Below are 19,731 nucleotides of genomic sequence, written 5' to 3' on the forward strand. Positions count from 1 at the left end.
TGACACTCCTTTGCCATCCTTGCCTTCTATAAGAGCAATCCTGCTTCTTATAAAAGCGCAGGTGCAAAGGTATATCCAGATGACTTTATGACCATCATCGTAGGATAAGCCAACAGCTGCTGGGAGATTACGGAGAGCGTCCTACGCCGGTAATTCCCCTACATGCGATGACGCAAGATCACTCAATAAACAGGACACTTCACCTACACAGGAAGGTGTTACCGGTTCAGCAACGAACGCATTATCAATGCGACAAATTGACCGATATACACCGCCGGACCGGCTGATTTGAGTCGCTGCAGGCTTTGCTGTTAAATAGGCAGTGTGTCGCTACTCCCTATTTTTCGGGAGTCGCGCATAGGCTGATAGCCGGCACGTGTCCAACGCCTCTTATTGTTCCGAAGCGAACCGTGCTCTCTCAGCTCTTCCTTGCGATCCGTCTTAACGTGAGTTAATCAAAATGTTGAAAATCGTCCACCTGCTAACGGGCGCAGCTGCTTTGCTGCTGTCCTTCATCCCTAGCCTGCGATCCGAAGCCGTACCTTACCTGCAACAACCCGATGCGCTTTACCTGGCCTTTTTCGGCCTTCTCAACCTCACCCTCGCTCCAGTTATCCCTTACTGGAACAAAGGTCCGCGTCATCAATTGCAAAACCTGGTCAGCGCCCTGCTGATCCTGGCGGTCGTATTGCAAATCCTGACGCTGCTTGCACCGATGCCTGTCATCGCCGGCCAGCCTGCGGTTCTGTTCAGCCTGGTGGCTGCACTGATCGCCGTTGTCCTGCACCTGGCCATCAGCTTCTACAAATCCTCTCCGGCCGCCGCTTCGCCTAGCTATGACATGAGCAACCGCGATACCGGCACCGTCAAGTGGTTCAACACTTCCAAAGGCTTCGGCTTTATTTCCCGTGATTCCGGCGATGATATTTTCGTGCATTTCCGGGCTATTCGCGGTGAAGGCCACCGCGTCCTGGTCGAAGGCCAGCGCGTAGAGTTCTCGGTCATGAATCGTGACAAGGGCCTGCAAGCCGAAGACGTGATCGCCGCATTGCCGCGACGCTGATTCAAGGCTGATAAAAAACCGCGAACAGCCAGGCTGTTCGCGGTTTTTTATGGCCTGTCGTTTTTAATGACGGCTTAGTAATGCGGTGGTGGTGCTTCTTCTTCAAACGTCTCGAACTGGCCGGCCATTTCTTCCTGACGCTTGAGCAAGGCCGCCATTTGCAGTTGCAGGCGCTCAACGGCACGCTGCTGGGTGGCCAGCACATCACTCAATGCCTGGATGGTGTCATCCTGAAACGCCAGCTGGCTTTCCAGATCGGTAACGCGATCTTCCAGGCTCATGAATCAACCCTCCAGAAACGTGAAGTCATGGGTCAGCACCGGGCGCAGGCGTTCGCGAATCAGCGCAATCTGCTCCGGGCTGTACGGCTTGGCCGGGTGCTTGCCCCAGACCGGAGCCGGCCACGCGGCGTCTTCGCGCTTGCGCACAATCACATGCATGTGCAGCTGACTGACCACGTTGCCCAAGGCCGCCACATTCATCTTGTCGGCGTCGAACGTGACGTTGAGGATCTCCGCCAGCGCGGTAGTTTCCTGCCATAGCAACTGCTGATCTGCGACACCCAACTGAAATATCTCGCTGATATCGTCGCGACGAGGCACCAGGATGAACCAGGGATAGTTCGAATCATTGGACAAGAGCAGCCGACAGAGCGGGAAATCCCCGATCGTTACGGTGTCTTGTTGAAGCCGTGGATCTAAAGCGAACACTGTGCGCACTCCCGCCGGGTCATCATTTTTCAGCTTAGTGCCCGCCTGAAGAAACGGCGCACCAAGCGACTGGACGGCAGCATACCTGCGAACGTCGCGCCCTTCACGACGAAGTGCCCCCCAATCAGCGGGCGCACGCCCCGACATGAGACATTTTCTGCCGAAACGCACCACTTCAGAACCAATGACCACACAGAAAACACCGGAATGACCGATCATCAATCACGCGTCCACGTTCGGCTACAGGTCCTACTGTATGAAATCAGTACAGCGATTAAAATTTTTTGCACCAAAATCGTACAGTGTGTCTACGCTGAATGCTTCGGGTATGCACCTTTTACTCAACAGAGGGGTGAACCGGTAACATTTTTGGTTGTCACCGCGTCGTCCACGGTGACGAACCACAGAGGAATTGATGGCGTCAAGTCCAACTCAAATTGGCTTGACCCCCCGGATTTATGAGGTTTTTACAGCGACAGGCAGGTGTTCAGAAAAAAAAACGCAGGATTTCGGTTTTGTGCACGCTTGTTGCATTCACACCCACATCGCCTTGCAAGCCTCCGCTGGAAGCGGAAGCCTCAAGGCAAATAAAAACAGTGGCATGGTAGCCCGATGGAGATTCAAACGTTTTACCAGGGATTCTTTTGCCGATGCTCAAGCCCTAGAAAACAACGTCAAAGTTGTCAGTACGCTTGCATCGGGGCTGTAAATTTGCGACACCTACGAAGCTGTTTGCGACATGGTCGTAAAGAAGCCGAAAGGTTAGATTCGCAAGTATCGCCAACATGGTCGGCGTGATATAAGTTTGCGCCGACACAAAAAGAAAGAGCCGCCCAGATAATAAATCAGGTGGGACGGCAGTACTCTTATAAAACCAAAGGAGCAAATCACGATGCGCGTGATGAAGTGGAGCATGATCGCACTGGCAGTTGCAGCAGCAGCCAGCACCCAATTGGCTACGGCCGCACCTTTTGTAAGTGACCAGTCTGAAGCCAAGGGCATTGTTGAAGATTCCCATCTGAACTTGCTGGTTCGTAACTACTACTTCAACCGTGACAACAAGAATGGCGGCCACGACCAGAAAGACTGGACCCAAGGCATCTGGGGCAACTTCAGCTCCGGTTATACCCAAGGTCTGGTAGGCGTTGGTGTTGATGCATTCGGTTACCTGGCCATCAAACTGGATGGCGGCGACGGTACTTCCGGCACCGGTAACATGAGCCGCAGCGACACCGTCAAAGCCAACGGTTATGCGCACGACGTCAACGACAGCCAGGGTAAAGCCGGCGCAGCCGTTAAGTTCCGCATCTCCAAAACCGAACTGAAATTCGGTGACATGCAGCCAAGCACTGCTCCAGTGTTCGCTGTTGGCGGCTCCCGCATCCTTCCGCAAACTGCCCGCGGTTTCCAACTGCAGAGCAGCGAAGTCAAAGACCTCGATCTGGAAGGCGGTCACTTCTACTCGGCGTCCAGCCAGGACAAAAACGCACTTGACGGCGATCTGTGGTCGCAATACGCCGACAACATCAAAGCCAACTCCATCGACTACGCTGGTGGCAAATACGGCATCAATGACAACCTGTCCGTATCGCTGTATGGCGCAAAACTGGAAGACATCTGGAACCAGTACTACGCCAACGTGAACCTCACCACTCCAATCAGTGGTGACACGTCGCTTAACACTGACTTCAACATCTACCGCACCACCGATACCGGTGACAAGAAAGCTGGTGATATCAGTAACACCGCGTTCTCCCTGGCTACTGCGCTCTCGTTCCTGAAAGCACACACCATCACCCTGGCTTTCCAGAAAGTTAACGGCGATACCCCGTTCGACTACATCGGTGTGGGTAAGAACAACCGCGGCGGCGACTCGATCTTCCTTGCCAACTCCATCCAGTACTCTGACTTCAACGGCCCAGGCGAGAAATCTGCCCAGATCCGTTACGATCTGAAAATGGCTGAGTACGGCATTCCAGGTCTGAGCTTCATGACCCGTTACGTGAATGGTTGGAACATCGACGGCACCCATATGCCTGCCAACAGCCAATACACCAGTTACGGCTACGGTGAAGATGGCAAACACCACGAGACCAACCTCGAAGCCAAGTACGTCATCCAGTCTGGCCCGGCAAAAGACTTGTCTTTCCGTATCCGTCAGGCTTGGCACACTGCTAACGCCGACCAAGCCGAAGGCGACGTGAAAGAGTTCCGCCTGATCGTCGACTACCCGCTGCAAGTTTTGTAATCGCGAGCAGTTAGTTTGCGGTAAACAAAAAAAGGCCCATCTTCGGATGGGCCTTTTTTGTTGCTTACTGCACCGCAGATTCCTGCACCACACGAATCATCCGCTGTGGCAATGGAACATCAACCCCTGCTGTTTTCAAACGATCACGGGACTGTTCGTTGAACATGAACATTACGTCCCAGTAATCCGCCGTCTTTACCCACACTCGAAGCGAAAGAGTGATCGAACTGTCACCCAGAGTGGAAACCACTGCTTGAGGTGCCGGATCTGCCAATACGCGTGGATCTTTGGCCAAATCCAACAATACTTCACGGGCCTTCTGCAAGTCCGCTTCGTAATCAACGCCCACATCAAACACGACTTTACGGGTCGGCTGACGGTTAGTGTTGGTAATGATGCCGTTCGACAAGTTGCCGTTAGGCACGATGATGGTTTTGTTATCGCCGGTGCGCAGTACGGTATGGAAGATCTGGATGCTGTCGACAGTACCGGCAACACCTTGGGCTTCAATCCAGTCACCAATGCGGAACGGACGGAACAACAGAATCAGCACGCCACCGGCAAAGTTGGCCAGGCTGCCCTGCAGCGCCAGACCAATGGCCAGGCCCGCCGCACCGATCGCCGCCACGAACGAGGTGGTTTCAACACCAATCATCGACGCTACGCTGACAATCAGCAGGATCTTGAGAATGATGTTCGCCAGGCTGCTGATGAAACCTTGCAGCGCCAGGTCGGCATTGCGCAGCGCCAACAGGCCGCCGAGCTTTTGCGTGACCTTGTTGATCAGCCACCAGCCGACGGCCAGGGTGATGACCGCCAGCAGCACGCGACTGCCGTATTCCATGATCATCGGGATCCAGGCTTGAGATGCCTTGACCAGGTTGTCTACTTCAGCATTCAAATCCATCTACGTTCTCCTGATTTCCGGCTACCCGGCACGCGAAAAAATAATCGGCAGAAAAAACTGCCCCCTCCTGGGGACAATCGTTTCTGCCGTTGCTTGGGCCTCGGACGCCGAAAACGCCGAGAGGTTCCCGCTTCGAAGGTCAGTCGCGGAAGTTGTTGAACTGCAGCGGCATGTCGAAAGTCTTGGCGCGCAGGGCTGCGATGGCTTCCTGCAGGTCGTCACGCTTCTTGCCGGTAATACGCACCTGCTCGCCCTGAATGGCGGCCTGGACCTTGAGTTTGGCGTCTTTGACGTGAGCGACGATTTTCTTCGCCAGCTCTTTGTCGATGCCTTCCTTGAGGACGGCTTCCTGTTTCATCAGCTTGCCCGACGCGTAGGCATCCTTGACTTCAAGGCACTGCACGTCGATTTTGCGCTTGACCAGCGCCAGCTTGAGGATCTCAATCATCGCTTCAAGCTGGAAATCGGCCTCGGCGGTCAGGTTGACGGTCAGGTCCTTTTCCTTGAACTCGAAGGTGCCCTTGCCTTTCAGGTCATAACGACGATCGAGTTCCTTGACGGCGTTCTCGACCGCGTTGGTGACTTCGTGTTTGTCCAGTTCGGATACCACGTCGAACGACGGCATGTAATCTCTCCAATAAAAGGGCGCGCTCAATCACGAGGGAGCACGCCTGGCTTGCGGTTAAAATCCGCGCTGATTATAACGGGTCTTTCCCATCATTCACTGCGAGCCACCCATGCGCGCGTTAAACAGAGCAAAAAGCTGATGTCTACCACTTGGCATGTACTGGGCGCCGGCAGCCTTGGCACTTTATGGGCCACGCGTCTTGCCCGGGCCGGTGTGCCGGTCAAGCTGATCGTGAGGGACGCGGCGCGCCTTCAGGCCTATGAGGCGACGGGTGGGCTGACGCTGGTGGAACACGGCGAAGCCAAAACCTACGAAATCCCCGGTGAGACGCCCGACAGCGGCGAGCCGATCAAGCGCTTGCTTGTGGCCTGCAAAGCCTACGACGCCGAAAAGGCCGTCGCACAACTGGCGCCGCGCCTGGCCCCCGGCGCGGAATTGATCCTGCTGCAAAACGGCCTCGGCAGTCAGGATGCGGTGGCCGCTCAAGTGCCACAGGCGCGCTGCATCTGGGCGTCGAGCACCGAGGGCGCTTTTCGAGATGGCGACTGGCGTGTGGTGTTCGCGGGGCACGGTTACACCTGGCTGGGCGATGCCGGGCATCCCGTGGCGCCCATCTGGCTGGATGACCTGAGCGCCGCAGGCATTCCCCACGAGTGGAGCACCGAGATCCTCACCCGGCTTTGGCGGAAACTGGCGCTCAATTGCGCGATCAACCCGCTGACCGTGCTGCACGATTGCCGCAATGGCGGGCTGCAGGCGCATCATTGTGAAGTCGCCACCCTGTGCGGCGAACTGACGGAGTTGCTTGAACGGTGTGGCCAGCCAGCAGCAGCCGAGGACCTCCAGAAGGAAGTCGAACGGGTGATCCATGCAACAGCCGCTAACTATTCATCGATGCACCAGGACGTGGCGAGTCAGCGCCGTACCGAAATCAGCTACCTGCTGGGCCATGTCTGCAAAGTCGCCGCGCGGCACCAGTTGAACCTGCCGCACCTCAATCAGCTTGAATCAAGGTTGATCGCCCATCTGCACAGCCTCGGATTGCCCAGCGACTGAGCAGCGGCTACGCTGGCCACTTGTTCCTATTCAGCGATGAACCCAATGCCATTGCGCCAGCGCCTTGAAAACCTTCCGGTCGGCCAAAAACTCCTGGCCGCCCTGCTGGTGCTGTTGATTACCGTCCTGCTGGTCGCCAACCTGACCTTTATCAGCGCCGCGTATTACATCTCCCAGGAAAGCATGGCGCCGCAGGCCTTGCAGACCATCGGCCGCCTGGTGTCGAACCCGAGCCTGGTGTCCGAAGCGTTGCAGTCGCCGCAAAGTGCTGACCGACTGCTCAACGAACTCAACAGCTATTCCCCCCTGCGCGCAGCGGCGCTGTATGACGGCAAAGGCGAACGCCTGGCGCAATTGCAGCATGGCGACAAGTTGAACCTGCCGGAACGTTTCCGGCACCTCGAAGCCTGGCAAGCCACGGAATTTCGCACCAACCAGGTGATCACCCTGCCCCGCCCCGGCACGGCGCCCGGCCACTTGCTGCTGGTCGCCAGCAGCGAATTGCCCGTGGCGTTTTATACCGGCACGTTAACCGCAAGCCTGGGGATCCTGATTTTCAGCGTGCTGTTGTGGCTGATCATCGCCCGGCAGATCAAGCGCCTGATCACCCGGCCGATCCATCAACTCGAAGAGTTGTCACGGCAGGTGACGAGGGAAGAGAACTACGCCCTGCGTGCCTCTCGCGGCAACCACGACGAAATCGGCAGCCTTGCCGAGGCCTTCAATACCATGCTTTCGCGCATTGAAGCCCGGGAGCAGCAACTCAAACGGGCACGGGATGATTCCCAGGCCGCGTACGACCAGGCCCAGGGGTTGGCCGAAGAAACCCGCCATACCAATCGCAAACTGGAACTCGAAGTCCAGGTGCGCAGCAAGATCGAGAAGAAACTCACCGGGTTCCAGAATTACCTCAACAGCATTATCGACTCGATGCCCTCGGCACTGATCGCGCTGGATGAGCAGCTCTACGTGACGCAGTGGAATCAGGAGGCCAGCGCCCTGTCCGGCACCCGACTGGACGAAGCCTTGAACCAGCCTATTTTCCTCGCCTTTGAACCGCTGAAGCCGTTTCTGCCACAACTCAAGCAAACCGTTGAACAGCACACCGTCGCGAAAATCGAACGCGTGACCTGGTTCAAGGACGACGAGCCCAAGCATTACGCCCTGACGTTCTATCCGCTGATGGGCGGCGCCGGGCGTGGTGTGGTGATCCGGATCGATGACATCACCCAGCGCCTGTCCCTGGAAGAAATGATGGTGCAGTCGGAGAAAATGCTCTCGGTGGGCGGACTCGCCGCCGGCATGGCCCATGAGATCAACAACCCGCTCGGCGCCATTCTGCATAACGTGCAAAACATTCGCCGACGCCTGTCCCCCGAGCTGCCGAAGAACATCGAACAGGCCGAGCACGTCGGCATCGAACTGGAGACTGTGAATAAATACCTGCAGGTGCGCGAAGTACCACAACTGCTCGACGGTATCGCACAAGCAGGCGCACGGGCGGCGAAGATCGTGACCCACATGCTCAGTTTCAGCCGCCGCAGCACCCGGCAAATGGCACCGTGCGATTTGCCGGCGTTGATCGACCAGGCCGTCGAAATCGCCGGCAACGATTTCGACCTGGCGATCGGCTTCGACTTCAAGGGCCAGGCGATCATCCGCCAGTTCGACCCCGCGCTGGGCCCTGTGCCCGGCACCGCCAACGAGCTGGAGCAAGTGCTGCTCAACCTGCTGAAAAACGCCGCGCAAGCCATTCACCAGCGCGAAGATGACCGCGAACCGGGGCGGATAATCTTGCGCACCCGACTGAATCCGCCCTGGGCCGAAATCCAGGTCGAGGACAACGGCATCGGCATGAGCGAGAGCGTGCGCAAACGTACGTTCGAGCCGTTCTTCACCACCAAGGAAATCGGCCAGGGCACGGGCCTTGGCCTGTCGGTCTCGTACTTCATCATCACCAACAACCACAAGGGCCAGATGGAAGTGCAATCGACCCTGGGCCAAGGCACCTGTTTCACCTTGCGCCTGCCATTGGCGGGCACCCCGCTCGTTTCTCAAGAACTCAATCAGCTATCGAGGTAACCATGGGCTTTCGCTTGTCGAAGATTTACACCCGCACCGGCGACAAAGGCGAAACCGGGCTGGGCGACGGCCGCCGCGTGCCCAAGGACCATCCACGGATCGAGGCCATTGGCGAGGTCGATACGCTGAACAGTCAAGTCGGCGTATTGCTGGCCGGGCTGGCGGCGCAGACGGCCGAATATCCGGGCTTGAGCGAAGTGATCGAGGTGTTGTCCCCCTGTCAGCATCGATTGTTCGATCTGGGCGGTGAACTGGCGATGCCGGAGTATCAGGCGCTGAACGCGGCAGAAATCGAGCGTCTGGAAGCGGCGATCGATCTGTGGAATGAAGAATTGGGGCCGCTGGAGAATTTCATCTTGCCGGGCGGTTCAGCGTTGATTGCCCAAGCGCATGTGTGCCGGAGCCTGGCGCGCGGTGCGGAACGGCGTTGCCAGCATTTGAATGCGGTCGAGCCATTGGCCGGGGTGGGCCTGGCGTATATCAATCGGTTGTCGGATCTGTTGTTTGTGGTGGCAAGGCTGATTGCGAAGCGGCAAGGGGTTGCGGAGATTTTGTGGCAGCCGGCGGCGAAACCCGAGGTTTAACCGGCGCCTGCAAGCCCCTCATCGCGAGCAGGTTCGCTCCCACAAGGGATCAGCGCCGTACACAAATCTGTGTCCACCACTGAACCTGTAGGAGCAAGGCTTGCCCGCGAAGAGGCCATCAGCTACACCAAAGAATCCGGCCAGAATGCCCGAATCCCCGCCACCCCCTGCGCCCCGGCGGCCCAGGCTTTCTGCAGATCCGCCGGGCCAACGCCACCGAGCAAGAACACCGGCCTGCTGAAGCCCTCGATCAACGTCGAAGCCTGCTCCCAGCCCAACGGCTCAGCCCCCGGATGGGTCAAGGTCGGCTGCACCGGCGATAGCGTCACAAAATCCACGCCCATCTGCTCGGCCAGCGCCAGTTCTTCAGCGTTGTGGCAGGACGCCGCCAGCCAGCGCGACGCCGGCAACGGCCGACCGGCCGCCGCGTACTTGCGCAGCTGTGCCGAGGTAATGTGCCAACCGGCGGACGGGAAATCCCCCAGCCATTCAAACGGCCCCTTGATCATCAACTGCGCCTTGCCGGCACACAGCCCCGCCGCATCCACCGCCAGATCGCGGTACTTCGGATCGTAGCCATTCGGTGCCCGCAGCTGGATCAGCTTGATCCCGCCCGCGATGGCCTTCTGAATCCCGCGCAACAGGGCCGGGGTTTCAAGGTCGTCCGGGGTAATCAGGTACTGGGACGAGAGGCGTGCAGCCGCAACGATCGGCTGGTTGGCCGCCGGAAATTCGTAGTTCGGCAAATCACGAGGTGACACCCACTCTAACGGCTGACCTTCGGCGCCGTGAGGCTCGCCGGTAAACGCCGACACTTCCCAGACATCCAGCAAGACCTGCTTGTCCGGGTAGTCATGGTGAACCTTGATCAACGGGCGCGCCGCGCCGACCACAATGCCCAACTCTTCATGAAGTTCGCGGGCCAGGGCGGTTTCGACCGACTCATCAGCTTCGACCTTGCCACCCGGGAACTCCCACAAGCCGCCCTGGTGCTGAGTATCAGCACGACGAGCGATGAGGATCTTGCCACTGCCATCGCGAATGACGGCCGCGGCTACGTGTACTCGTTTCACTGCCCGACCTCCTCCAGCCCCGCTTTCTGCCAGGCCTTGAAGGCCGGCCATTGGTAGATCGTGTTGACGTAGGCCTCGTCCGCCGCCGGCAATTTCACCTGATAGGTGCGCAGGCGAACGGCAATTGGTGCGAAGAACGCATCGGCCAGGGTCGCGCCGCCAAACAGGAACGGACCGGTTTCGGTCGCGGCGGCACGGCATTCGGCCCACAACGCCAGCATGCGCTCGATGTCCGCCTGGACGTCAGCCGGTGCCGATGGCAGCGGCGCGTCGCGGCTGAGGTCGAACGGCATGTTGCCGCGCATGGCGAAGAACCCGGCGTGCATCTGCGCGCACGCCGAACGCGCCTGGGCACGGGCGGCAGTATCTTTGGGCCAGAGGCCGGCGTCGGGAAACTGTTCGGCCAGGTACTCGGCAATGGCCAGGGAGTCGGCGATGGTGCCGTGCTCGGTTTTCAACAACGGTACTTTACCGGTGGGCGAATGCTTGAGCACACGTTCACGGGTGTCAGGCTGGTTCAGCTTGATCAGTTCTTCGGTGTATGGGGCGCCGGTGAGTTCGAGGGCCAGAGCGCCGCGCAGGGACCAGGAGGAAAGCAGTTTGTCGCCGATGATCAGGTGCAGGCTCATGTTCGGGACCTTTTGATAGGGGGGACAGGCCAGTCTAGCCAGTGCTTGGCAGACCGCCATCGCTAGCAGGCTTGCTCCCACATTTGATCAAGTCGTACACAAATATTGTGCTCACTGATGATCCCTGTGGGAGCGAGCCTGCTCGCGATAGGAGCGACTCGGTCTTAAGTGCGGTACTCAGCGTTGATTTTCACGTATTCGTGGGACAAGTCCGTGGTCCAGATGGTTTCGCTGCAATCACCGCGCCCCAGCTCGATGCGGATGGTGATTTCTTCCTGCTGCATCACCGCCGCGCCCTGGGCTTCGGTGTAGGTCGATGCACGAGCGCCACGGCTGGCAATACATACGTCGCCGAGGAACACGTCGATCTTGCTCACGTCCAGGTTCGGCACGCCCGCACGGCCAACTGCCGCCAGGATACGCCCCCAGTTCGGGTCGGACGCGAACAGGGCGGTCTTGATCAGCGGCGAGTGAGCCACGGTGTAACCGACGTCCAGGCATTCCTGGTGATTGCCGCCGCCGTTGACTTCAACCGTCACGAATTTGGTCGCGCCTTCGCCGTCGCGAACGATGGCCTGGGCCACGTCCATGCACACTTCGAACACCGCTTGTTTCAGCTTGGCGAACAACTCGCCCTCGGCACGGGTGATTTCCGGCAGCGCAGCCTGACCGGTGGCGATCAGCATGCAGCAGTCGTTGGTTGAGGTGTCGCCGTCGATGGTGATGCGGTTGAACGACTTGTTCGCGCCATCCAGCAACAGGTTTTGCAATACATCCCGGGAGACTTTGGCGTCAGTGGCGATGTAGCCGAGCATGGTCGCCATGTTCGGGCGGATCATGCCCGCGCCTTTGCTGATCCCGGTGACGGTGATGGTCACGCCGTCATGCTGGAACTGGCGGCTCGCGCCTTTGGGCAAAGTGTCGGTGGTCATGATGCCAGTGGCGGCAGCTTCCCAGTTGTTGACCGACAGGTCGTCGAGGGCAGCTTGCAACGCGCCTTCGATCTTTTCAACTGGCAGCGGTTCGCCGATCACGCCGGTGGAGTACGGCAACACCAGGCTGGCGTCGACGCCGGTCAGTTCAGCCAGTTTCGCGCACGTACGCTCGGCGGCGGCCAGGCCGGGTTCGCCGGTGCCGGCGTTGGCGTTGCCGGTGTTGGTCAACAGGTAACGAACCGGGCCTTGCACGCGCTGTTTGGCCAGGATGACTGGCGCGGCGCAAAAGGCGTTCAGGGTGAACACGCCCGCCACGGTCGAACCTTCAGCACAGCGCATGACCACAACATCCTTGCGCCCCGGGCGCTTGATGCCGGCCGAGGCGATACCGAGTTCAAAACCGGCAACCGGGTGCAACGTTGGCAAAGGACCAAGACCAACAGCCATGAATGCGCTCCTTATAAAAATGTCAGCACCGTCGTCAGGAAGAACGGTGGTTTAAATGGCAAAACGCCGCGACGGCTTATGCCGGTCGCGGCGCGGGTATTTCATCGTATGGAACGGGTTTTACTGGATCTGCCCGTGGCAATGCTTGAACTTCTTGCCCGAACCGCAGTAGCACAGTTCGTTGCGGCCCAGCTTCTGTTCGTTACGGACCGGTGCGGTGGCAAGGGCAACATCGACCTCTTCACCCAGCAGTTCCGGTTGCTCAAGACCCGGTGCTTCGTCGTGCTGGAACTGCATGCGTGCGGCCAGTGCCTCGGCTTCCTGACGCAGGCGTTGCTCTTCCTCGATTGGATCTTCGCGGCGAACCTGTACGTGCGACAGCACACGGATCGAGTCGCGCTTGATCGAATCCAGCAGCTCGGAGAACAGCGTGAACGACTCGCGCTTGTACTCCTGCTTCGGGTTCTTCTGTGCATAACCACGCAAGTGGATGCCGTGACGCAGGTGATCCATGGTCGACAGGTGGTCTTTCCACAGGTCGTCGAGCACGCGCAGTACGATTTGCTTCTCGAAGGTGCGCAGCGCATCGGCGCCCGCCTGGTCTTCTTTCTCGTTGTACGCCGCGATGAGCTCCTGCATCAGCTTCTCGCGCAGGGTTTCTTCGTACAGGTGATCGTCTTCGTCGAGCCATTGCTGGATCGGCAATGCCACACCGAAGTCGCTCTGCAACGCGGCTTCCAGACCGGCCACGTCCCACTGCTCAGGCAGCGATTGTGGTGGAATGTGTGCGCTGACGGTTGCGTTGAGCACGTCCTGACGGAAGTCGGCGATGGTTTCACCGATGTTGTCAGCGGCCAGCAACGTGTTACGCATGTGATAGATCACTTTACGTTGTTCGTTGTTGACGTCGTCGAACTCGAGCAGTTGCTTGCGAATGTCGAAGTTGCGGCCTTCAACCTTGCGCTGAGCCTTTTCGATGGCGTTGGTCACCATGCGGTGCTCAATCGCTTCGCCAGGCTGCATGCCCAGGGCTTTCATGAAGTTCTTCACCCGGTCAGAGGCGAAGATGCGCATCAGGCTGTCTTCCAGCGACAGGTAGAAACGGCTGGAACCGGCGTCACCCTGACGGCCGGCACGACCACGCAGCTGGTTGTCGATACGGCGCGATTCGTGACGCTCGGAAGCGATTACCTGCAAGCCACCCGACTCCAGCACTTGCTGGTGACGTTTCTGCCAGTCGGCCTTGATCTGGGCAATCTGCTCAGGGGTCGGGTCTTCCAGCGAAGCGACTTCAACTTCCCAGTTGCCGCCCAACAGGATGTCGGTACCACGACCGGCCATGTTGGTGGCGATGGTCAGTGCACCCGGGCGACCGGCCTGGGCAATGATCTCGGCTTCTTTTTCGTGGAACTTGGCGTTCAGGACTTTGTGTTCGATGCCTTCCTTCACGAGCAGACTGGACATGTGCTCGGAGGTTTCGATGGTCGCGGTACCCACCAGCACCGGACGACCGGCGGCCATGCTTTCCTTGATGTCATTGACGATCGCGGCGTATTTCTCGTCGGCGGTCAGGAACACCAGGTCGTTGTAGTCTTTACGCGCCAGCGGCTTGTTCGGTGGAATAACCATCACCGACAGACCGTAGATCTGATGGAATTCGAACGCTTCGGTGTCAGCGGTACCGGTCATGCCGGACAGCTTGTTGTACAGACGGAAGTAGTTCTGGAACGTGGTCGACGCCAACGTCTGGCTTTCGGCCTGGATGTTGAGGTTTTCCTTGGCTTCGATGGCCTGGTGCAGGCCTTCGGACAAACGGCGACCCGGCATGGTTCGACCGGTGTGTTCGTCGACCAGCACAACCTGACCGTCCTGCACGATGTATTCGATGTTGCGGTGGAACAGCTTGTGCGCACGCAGACCGGCATAAACGTGGGTCAGCAGGCCCAGGTTGTGCGCCGAATACAGGCTTTCGCCTTCGGCCAGCAGACCGATGCGGGTCAGCGTTTCTTCGACGTACTGGTGCCCGGCTTCATTGAGCTCGACCTGGCGAGTCTTCTCGTCGACGGTGAAGTGACCGGCCTTGGTGACTTCGCCTTCCACTTCTTCGATGTGCAATTCCAGCTGCGGGATCAGTTTGTTGATCTCGATGTACAGCTTGGAGCTGTCCTCGGCCTGACCGGAAATGATCAGTGGGGTACGGGCTTCGTCGATGAGGATGGAGTCGACTTCGTCGATCACGGCAAAATTGAGTTCGCGCTGGAATTTTTCTTCCATGCTGAACGCCATGTTGTCGCGCAGGTAGTCGAAACCGAATTCGTTGTTGGTGCCGTAGGTAATGTCGGCGGCGTAAGCCAGACGTTTCTCTTCCGGCGGCTGGAATGGCGTGACCACGCCCACGGTCAGGCCGAGGAATTCATAGAGCGGACGCATCCAGTTGGCGTCACGACGGGCCAGGTAGTCGTTCACGGTAACAACGTGCACGCCTTTCCCGGACAGCGCGTTCAGGTAAACGCCCAGTGTTGCCACCAGGGTCTTGCCTTCACCGGTACGCATTTCCGCGATCATGCCTTCATGCAAGGTCATGCCGCCGATCAGCTGGACATCGAAGTGGCGCATACCCATGACGCGCTTACCGGCTTCGCGGGCGACCGCAAAGGCTTCGGGCAGCAGCTTGTCGAGGGTTTCCCCTTTGGCGATGCGGGCCTTGAACTCATCTGTCTTGGCACGCAATTGATCGTCCGAAAGGGCCACCATTTGCTCTTCGAAGGCATTGACGAGTTGCACCGTCTTGAGCATGCGTTTGACTTCACGCTCGTTCTTGCTTCCAAAAAGTTTCTTTAACAAAGGCGCAAACATATCGGCAGGATCTTCCACACTAAAGGGATGGAGGGCGGCCCCGTGAGTCGCCCGTGCAGCCCTCATGGCCGCATGCGAACGAGCATTCTACCCGGAAACGATGGTGAGGAAAGTGGCGTTATTCCACGATGCATGCACTGCGCTGTGACGGGGCTCACTTAAAATAAGGGCTTTTTACTGAACTTCAAGCCATTCACGGCAGAAGTTACTTGTTGATTTAATGGGTAAAGCGTCCGCAAAGCAATGGGTCGGGCCAATCGGATGCTTTCTGCTACCATGGCGGCTCTGTTACTTCAGGTGTCTGATCATGGCATTTCGCCCTCTTACGGCCAGAGCACCCGCCGTTCTGCTTCGCGAAGCCAAACCGCTGAAAGCCATCTTCGGCCACGCTCAACGCCTGGGTCATTTACAACGTCTGGTGGAAAGCCAATTGCAGCCGGCCGCCCGCGAGCATTGCCACGTGGCCTCGTGGCGCGAAGGCAGTTTGTTGCTGATTGTCACCGACGGCCATTGGGCAACGCGCCTGCGTTACCAGCAAAAACGCCTGCAACGGCAACTGCAAATGTTCGATGAGTTCGCCAGCCTGACGCGGATTCTGTTCAAGGTTCAGCCGCCAACCGTCCAGCAAGGGGCGGCGGGGCATACCATCAGTTTGTCCAGTGATGCGGGCGCGACCATTCAGGCCACGGCCGAAGGGATCACTGATCCGAACCTGCGAGCGGCGCTTGAGCGATTGGCGGCTCACGCCAAACCAAAAGACTGACACCGCCCCCGTAGAAGCATGGCTTGCCCGCGAAGCGTTTGGCGCCCTCAAGGGCCTCTTCGCGAGCAAGCTTTGCTCCTACAGGGAATGCATCTGTCAGAATCAGCGGCGTTTGCTGCCGCCGAGCAGGGAGCCCATCAAGCCGCGCACCAATTGCCGTCCCAACTGATTAGCCGCCTGTCGCATCGCCGACTTCAGTGCCTGCCCCGCCGCCGTACCGAGGAACTCCCCGGCCTTGTCCGTGAAGCTCGGCTCCTCGGCCGCCGGTTTGCCCGGAACCGCTTCGGCCTCTGGCGCCAGCCCCTTGCGCCCCATCAGCACTTCATAGGCCGACTCTCGATCGACCGGCTTGTCATAACGCCCCTTGAATGGCGAACCCGCGATCAACACCGTGCGCTCGGTCTCGCTCAACGGCCCGATCCGCGATTGCGGCGGCGCGATCAAGACACGCTGGACCATCTCCGGCGTCCCCTTGTCCTGCAAGGTGCCGACCAGCGCCTCGCCAATCCCCAGCTCGGTCAGCACCGACAAGGCATCGAACGCCGGGTTTGGCCGGAAGCCCTCCGCCACCGCACGCAGGGATTTCTGCTCCTTGGCGGTGAACGCGCGCAGGCCATGCTGGATTCGCAGTCCCAGTTGCGCGAGCACGTCATCCGGCAGGTCGCCCGGCGATTGGGTGACAAAATACACACCCACGCCTTTCGAGCGAATCAGCCGCACCACTTGTTCCAGGCGATCCTGCAACGCCTTGGGCGTGCCCGCGAACAACAAATGCGCCTCATCGAAAAACAGCGCCAGCAACGGTTTGTCGGCATCACCGCGCTCCGGCAGCTGTTCGAACAGCTCGGCCAGCAACCACAGCAGGAACGTCGCGTAGACCTTCGGCGCTTCATGCACCAGACGGCTGGCGTCGAGCAGATGAATGCGCCCACGGCCATCGGCGGCCGGTTGCAGGATGTCTTCGAGTTGCAGGGCCGGCTCGCCGAACAGGGCTTCAGCACCTTGCTGTTCCAGGGTTGCCAGGCGCCGCAGCAGCGCCTGGCTGGAGCCGGTGGTCATCAGCGCGGCGTCGTCACCGAGTAATTCGGGGTGGTCACGCAGGTGATTGAGCAGCGCCTTCAAATCCTTGAGATCGAGCAGCAGCAACCCTTCGCGATCCGCCACTTTAAAGGCGGCATACAGCGCGGATTGTTGGCTGTCGGTCAATTCCAGCAGGCTGCCCAGCAGCAGCGGGCCCATTTCACTCAAGGTTGTGCGCAATGGATGACCGGACTGACCGTGGATATCCCACAAGGTCACGGGATAGGCCTGAGGCTTGTAGTTCAGCCAGGGCATCCCCGCGATGCGTTCTGCGACCTTGCCTTGAGGATTGCCGGCAGCGCCCAGCCCGCACAGGTCACCTTTGATATCGGCGGCAAACACCGCCACGCCGGCATCGCTGAACGCCTCGGCCATGCGCTGCAAGGTGACGGTTTTGCCGGTCCCGGTTGCGCCGGCGACCAGGCCGTGACGGTTGGCCAGGCGCATGGCCTGAGCGATGGGTTGCCCCGCAAGATCGGCACCGATAACGAGTTGCAATGAATCAGGCATTTGGTCACCCATGGTTAAGCTTTGATCGTTCACGGCCGATAGGAATAAGCGAGAGACCCCAAGGAACGCAAGGTCCGACATTCCCCATGGAGGCCAGGAATACTCGATGCGCGCTGATGCGAACCATTTGCGCGCGTCATCTGCAGCACGCCTTACATAATAAGACCTTAGCGGACACTCCAAGCTATGAACAACAATCTGCGTTTCAGCCACAAAATCCTGCTTGCCGCCGCGCTCATCGTCATTGCCGCGTTTGCCTCGTTCACGCTGTACAACGACTATTTACAGCGCAACGCCATACGCAAAGACCTGGACAACTATCTGCAAGAGATGGGCAGGGTCACCGCCAACAACATCCAGACCTGGCTTTCCGGTCGGAGCTTGCTGATTGAAAACCTGTCGCAATCGGTTGCACTGAACGCCGACCCCGCCAACGTCTCGAATCTGCTGGTGCAGAAAGCCGTGACGTCAACCTTCATGGGCGCTTACCTGGGCAACAAGGATGGTTCGTTCATGATCCGGCCGGACAGCAAGATGCCCGACGGCTACGACCCCCGCGCCCGCCCCTGGTACAAGAGCGCGCAAAGCGCCAGCGGCTCCGCACTGACCGAACCATATATTGACCTGGCATCCGGCCAACTGGTGATTTCCATCGTTGACAGCGTGATCAAGGACGGACAGAACATCGGCGTGGTCGGTGGCGATCTGAGTTTGCAAGTGATCGCCGACAGCCTCAGTGCGCTGGACTTCGACGGCATGGGCTACGCCTTTTTGGTCAGCTCCGACGGCAAGATCCTCGTTCACCCGGACAAAACCCTGGCGATGAAATCGCTCAAGGATGTTTATCCACAGGACACGCCAGCCATCAGTCGCGATCTGAGCGAAATCCAGGTCGACGGCAAAACCCGCATCGTGACCTTTACCCCGATCAAAGGGCTGTCGTCGGTGAACTGGTACATCGGTCTTTCCGTGGACAAGGAAAAAGCCTTTGCCAAGCTCAGTGATTTCCGTACGTCGGCGATCGTTGCGACGATCATCGCCGTCGCCATCATCATTGCCTTGCTGGGCATGCTGATCCGCATCCTGATCCAGCCGCTGCACGTCATGACCCGCGCCATGGCCGACATTGCCGACGGTGAGGGCGACCTGACCAAGCGCCTGACCATCCAGAACAACGACGAATTCGGCCTTCTGGGCACCGCGTTCAACCGTTTCGTCGAGCGTATTCACGGTTCGATCCGTGAAGTGTCCTCGGCCACCGGGCAAGTCAACGAGGTGGCCTTGCGAGTAGTGGCTGCGTCGAACTCGTCGATGTACAACTCTGACCAGCAAGCATCGCGCACCAACAGCGTGGCTGCCGCGATCAATCAGTTGGGGGCCGCGGCCCAGGAAATCGCACGCAACGCCGCGCAAGCGTCGAGTCAGGCCAGCGATGCCCGCAACCTGGCCGAAGACGGCCAGCAGGTCGTGGATCGCAGCATTGCCGCGATGAATCAGCTGTCGAGCATGCTCAGCGCCTCGAGTACCAACATCGAATCGCTGAACAGCAAAACCGTTAATATCGGGCAGATCCTGGAAGTGATCACCAGCATTTCCCAGCAAACCAACCTGCTGGCGCTGAACGCCGCCATTGAAGCCGCTCGGGCCGGTGAAGCCGGTCGTGGTTTTGCGGTGGTGGCCGATGAAGTGCGCAACCTGGCGCACCGTACCCAGGAATCGGCGCAACAAGTGCAGACCATGATCGAGGAGCTGCAAATCGGCGCCCGCGAATCCGTCAGCACCATGAGCGACAGTCAGCGCCACAGTCAGGACAGTGTCGAAATCGCCAACCTCGCCGGCGAGCGCTTGAACAGCGTGACCTTGCGTATCGGTGAGATTGACGGCATGAACCAGTCGGTGGCGACCGCGACCGAGGAACAGCACGCCGTGGTTGAGTCGATCAACGTCGACATTACCGAGATCAACACCTTGAACCAGGAAGGGGTGGAAAACCTGCAATCGACGTTGCGCGCGTGTTCCGACCTTGAACAGCAGGCAGCGCGCCTGAAGCAGTTGGTGGGCAGTTTCCGGATCTAGCGTCTGATCTGGCCCCATCGCGAGCAGGCTCGCGCCCACAGGGTTTACGTTACCCCTGTGGGAGCGAGCCTGCTCGCGATGGCG

At 58.9% G+C, this 19,731-nt stretch carries 16 protein-coding genes and 1 pseudogene; 8 read left to right on the forward strand and 9 right to left on the reverse strand.

All coding sequences use genetic code 11. From position 1 onward, the window contains the following. Positions 1–460: 460 nt before the first annotated feature. Positions 461–1,063: a cold-shock protein gene (locus tag EJA72_RS29525; protein ID WP_157712082.1), complete on the forward strand. Its 603-nt coding sequence runs from the start codon at positions 461–463 to the stop codon at positions 1,061–1,063. A gap of 74 nt (positions 1,064–1,137) precedes the next feature. On the opposite strand, the gene EJA72_RS14335 is transcribed toward EJA72_RS29525, so the two are convergent. Together EJA72_RS14335 and EJA72_RS14340 are read right to left on the reverse strand one after the other, a co-directional pair. Beyond that, the gene (locus EJA72_RS14335) at positions 1,138–1,344 is read right to left on the reverse strand and encodes a SlyX family protein (protein WP_056741397.1); all 207 of its coding nucleotides are present in this window, start codon (positions 1,342–1,344) and stop codon (positions 1,138–1,140) included. A gap of 3 nt (positions 1,345–1,347) precedes the next feature. Then, positions 1,348–1,773, reverse strand: a complete 426-nt coding sequence (locus tag EJA72_RS14340; RefSeq protein WP_178129370.1) for an HIT domain-containing protein — start codon at positions 1,771–1,773, stop codon at positions 1,348–1,350. A gap of 892 nt (positions 1,774–2,665) precedes the next feature. On the opposite strand from EJA72_RS14340, the gene EJA72_RS14345 reads away from it, so the two are divergent. After that, positions 2,666–4,021 carry an OprD family porin gene (locus EJA72_RS14345; RefSeq protein ID WP_157712083.1) on the forward strand — a complete coding sequence of 452 codons (1,356 nt, stop codon included), beginning with the start codon at positions 2,666–2,668 and terminating at the stop codon, positions 4,019–4,021. Positions 4,022–4,085: 64 nt separating this feature from the next. On the opposite strand, the gene EJA72_RS14350 is transcribed toward EJA72_RS14345, so the two are convergent. After that, positions 4,086–4,928 carry a mechanosensitive ion channel family protein gene (locus tag EJA72_RS14350; RefSeq protein ID WP_157712084.1) on the reverse strand — a complete coding sequence of 281 codons (843 nt, stop codon included), beginning with the start codon at positions 4,926–4,928 and terminating at the stop codon, positions 4,086–4,088. 139 nt (positions 4,929–5,067) lie between these two features. Beyond that, a complete protein-coding gene (locus EJA72_RS14355; protein ID WP_007906601.1) occupies positions 5,068–5,553 on the reverse strand; it encodes a YajQ family cyclic di-GMP-binding protein in 486 nt (161 codons plus the stop codon). Positions 5,554–5,694: 141 nt separating this feature from the next. Between EJA72_RS14355 and EJA72_RS14360 the strand changes: the two genes are divergently transcribed. The 3 genes from EJA72_RS14360 to EJA72_RS14370 are packed head-to-tail and all read left to right on the forward strand — an operon-like array spanning position 5,695 to position 9,278. Next, positions 5,695–6,612, forward strand: a complete 918-nt coding sequence (locus EJA72_RS14360; RefSeq protein WP_157712085.1) for a putative 2-dehydropantoate 2-reductase — start codon at positions 5,695–5,697, stop codon at positions 6,610–6,612. Between the two features lie 45 nt (positions 6,613–6,657). Further along, complete coding sequence (locus EJA72_RS14365; protein WP_157712086.1) at positions 6,658–8,694, forward strand: PAS domain-containing sensor histidine kinase; 2,037 nt, start codon at positions 6,658–6,660, stop codon at positions 8,692–8,694. Between the two features lie 2 nt (positions 8,695–8,696). After that, positions 8,697–9,278 carry a cob(I)yrinic acid a,c-diamide adenosyltransferase gene (locus EJA72_RS14370; RefSeq protein WP_157712087.1) on the forward strand — a complete coding sequence of 194 codons (582 nt, stop codon included), beginning with the start codon at positions 8,697–8,699 and terminating at the stop codon, positions 9,276–9,278. A 122-nt stretch (positions 9,279–9,400) separates the two neighbouring features. Here the strand turns inward: EJA72_RS14370 and EJA72_RS14375 are convergent, their stop codons facing one another. The 4 genes from EJA72_RS14375 to secA all read right to left on the reverse strand — a co-directional run bounded on the left by EJA72_RS14375 (position 9,401) and on the right by secA (position 15,218). Further along, positions 9,401–10,351 carry a Nudix family hydrolase gene (locus EJA72_RS14375; RefSeq protein WP_178129369.1) on the reverse strand — a complete coding sequence of 317 codons (951 nt, stop codon included), beginning with the start codon at positions 10,349–10,351 and terminating at the stop codon, positions 9,401–9,403. Beyond that, entirely contained in the window at positions 10,348–10,980 is a 633-nt protein-coding gene (locus EJA72_RS14380) for a glutathione S-transferase family protein (RefSeq protein ID WP_157712089.1), read from the reverse strand. The genes EJA72_RS14375 and EJA72_RS14380 overlap by 4 nt, the downstream gene beginning before the upstream one ends. Positions 10,981–11,144: 164 nt before the next feature. Next, positions 11,145–12,362 carry a bifunctional glutamate N-acetyltransferase/amino-acid acetyltransferase ArgJ gene (gene argJ / locus EJA72_RS14385; RefSeq protein ID WP_129437867.1) on the reverse strand — a complete coding sequence of 406 codons (1,218 nt, stop codon included), beginning with the start codon at positions 12,360–12,362 and terminating at the stop codon, positions 11,145–11,147. Between the two features lie 120 nt (positions 12,363–12,482). Next, positions 12,483–15,218, reverse strand: coding sequence for a preprotein translocase subunit SecA (secA, locus tag EJA72_RS14390; protein WP_157712090.1), 2,736 nt, complete (start codon positions 15,216–15,218; stop codon positions 12,483–12,485). A 307-nt stretch (positions 15,219–15,525) separates the two neighbouring features. On the opposite strand from secA, the gene EJA72_RS14395 reads away from it, so the two are divergent. Then, positions 15,526–15,981, forward strand: coding sequence for a DUF721 domain-containing protein (locus EJA72_RS14395; protein ID WP_157712091.1), 456 nt, complete (start codon positions 15,526–15,528; stop codon positions 15,979–15,981). Between the two features lie 102 nt (positions 15,982–16,083). Here the strand turns inward: EJA72_RS14395 and EJA72_RS14400 are convergent, their stop codons facing one another. Beyond that, positions 16,084–17,571, reverse strand: coding sequence for a helicase HerA-like domain-containing protein (locus EJA72_RS14400; RefSeq protein ID WP_157712092.1), 1,488 nt, complete (start codon positions 17,569–17,571; stop codon positions 16,084–16,086). 186 nt (positions 17,572–17,757) lie between these two features. On the opposite strand from EJA72_RS14400, the pseudogene EJA72_RS29735 reads away from it, so the two are divergent. Continuing rightward, positions 17,758–18,789, forward strand: a pseudogene (locus EJA72_RS29735) (cache domain-containing protein); the annotation flags it as partial. Positions 18,790–18,882: 93 nt separating this feature from the next. Then, complete coding sequence (locus EJA72_RS29740) at positions 18,883–19,647, forward strand: methyl-accepting chemotaxis protein (protein WP_372240707.1); 765 nt, start codon at positions 18,883–18,885, stop codon at positions 19,645–19,647. Positions 19,648–19,731 lie beyond the last annotated feature (84 nt).

It is taken from the genome of Pseudomonas sp. PB120, from assembly GCF_009761815.1.
Classification (GTDB): domain Bacteria; phylum Pseudomonadota; class Gammaproteobacteria; order Pseudomonadales; family Pseudomonadaceae; genus Aquipseudomonas.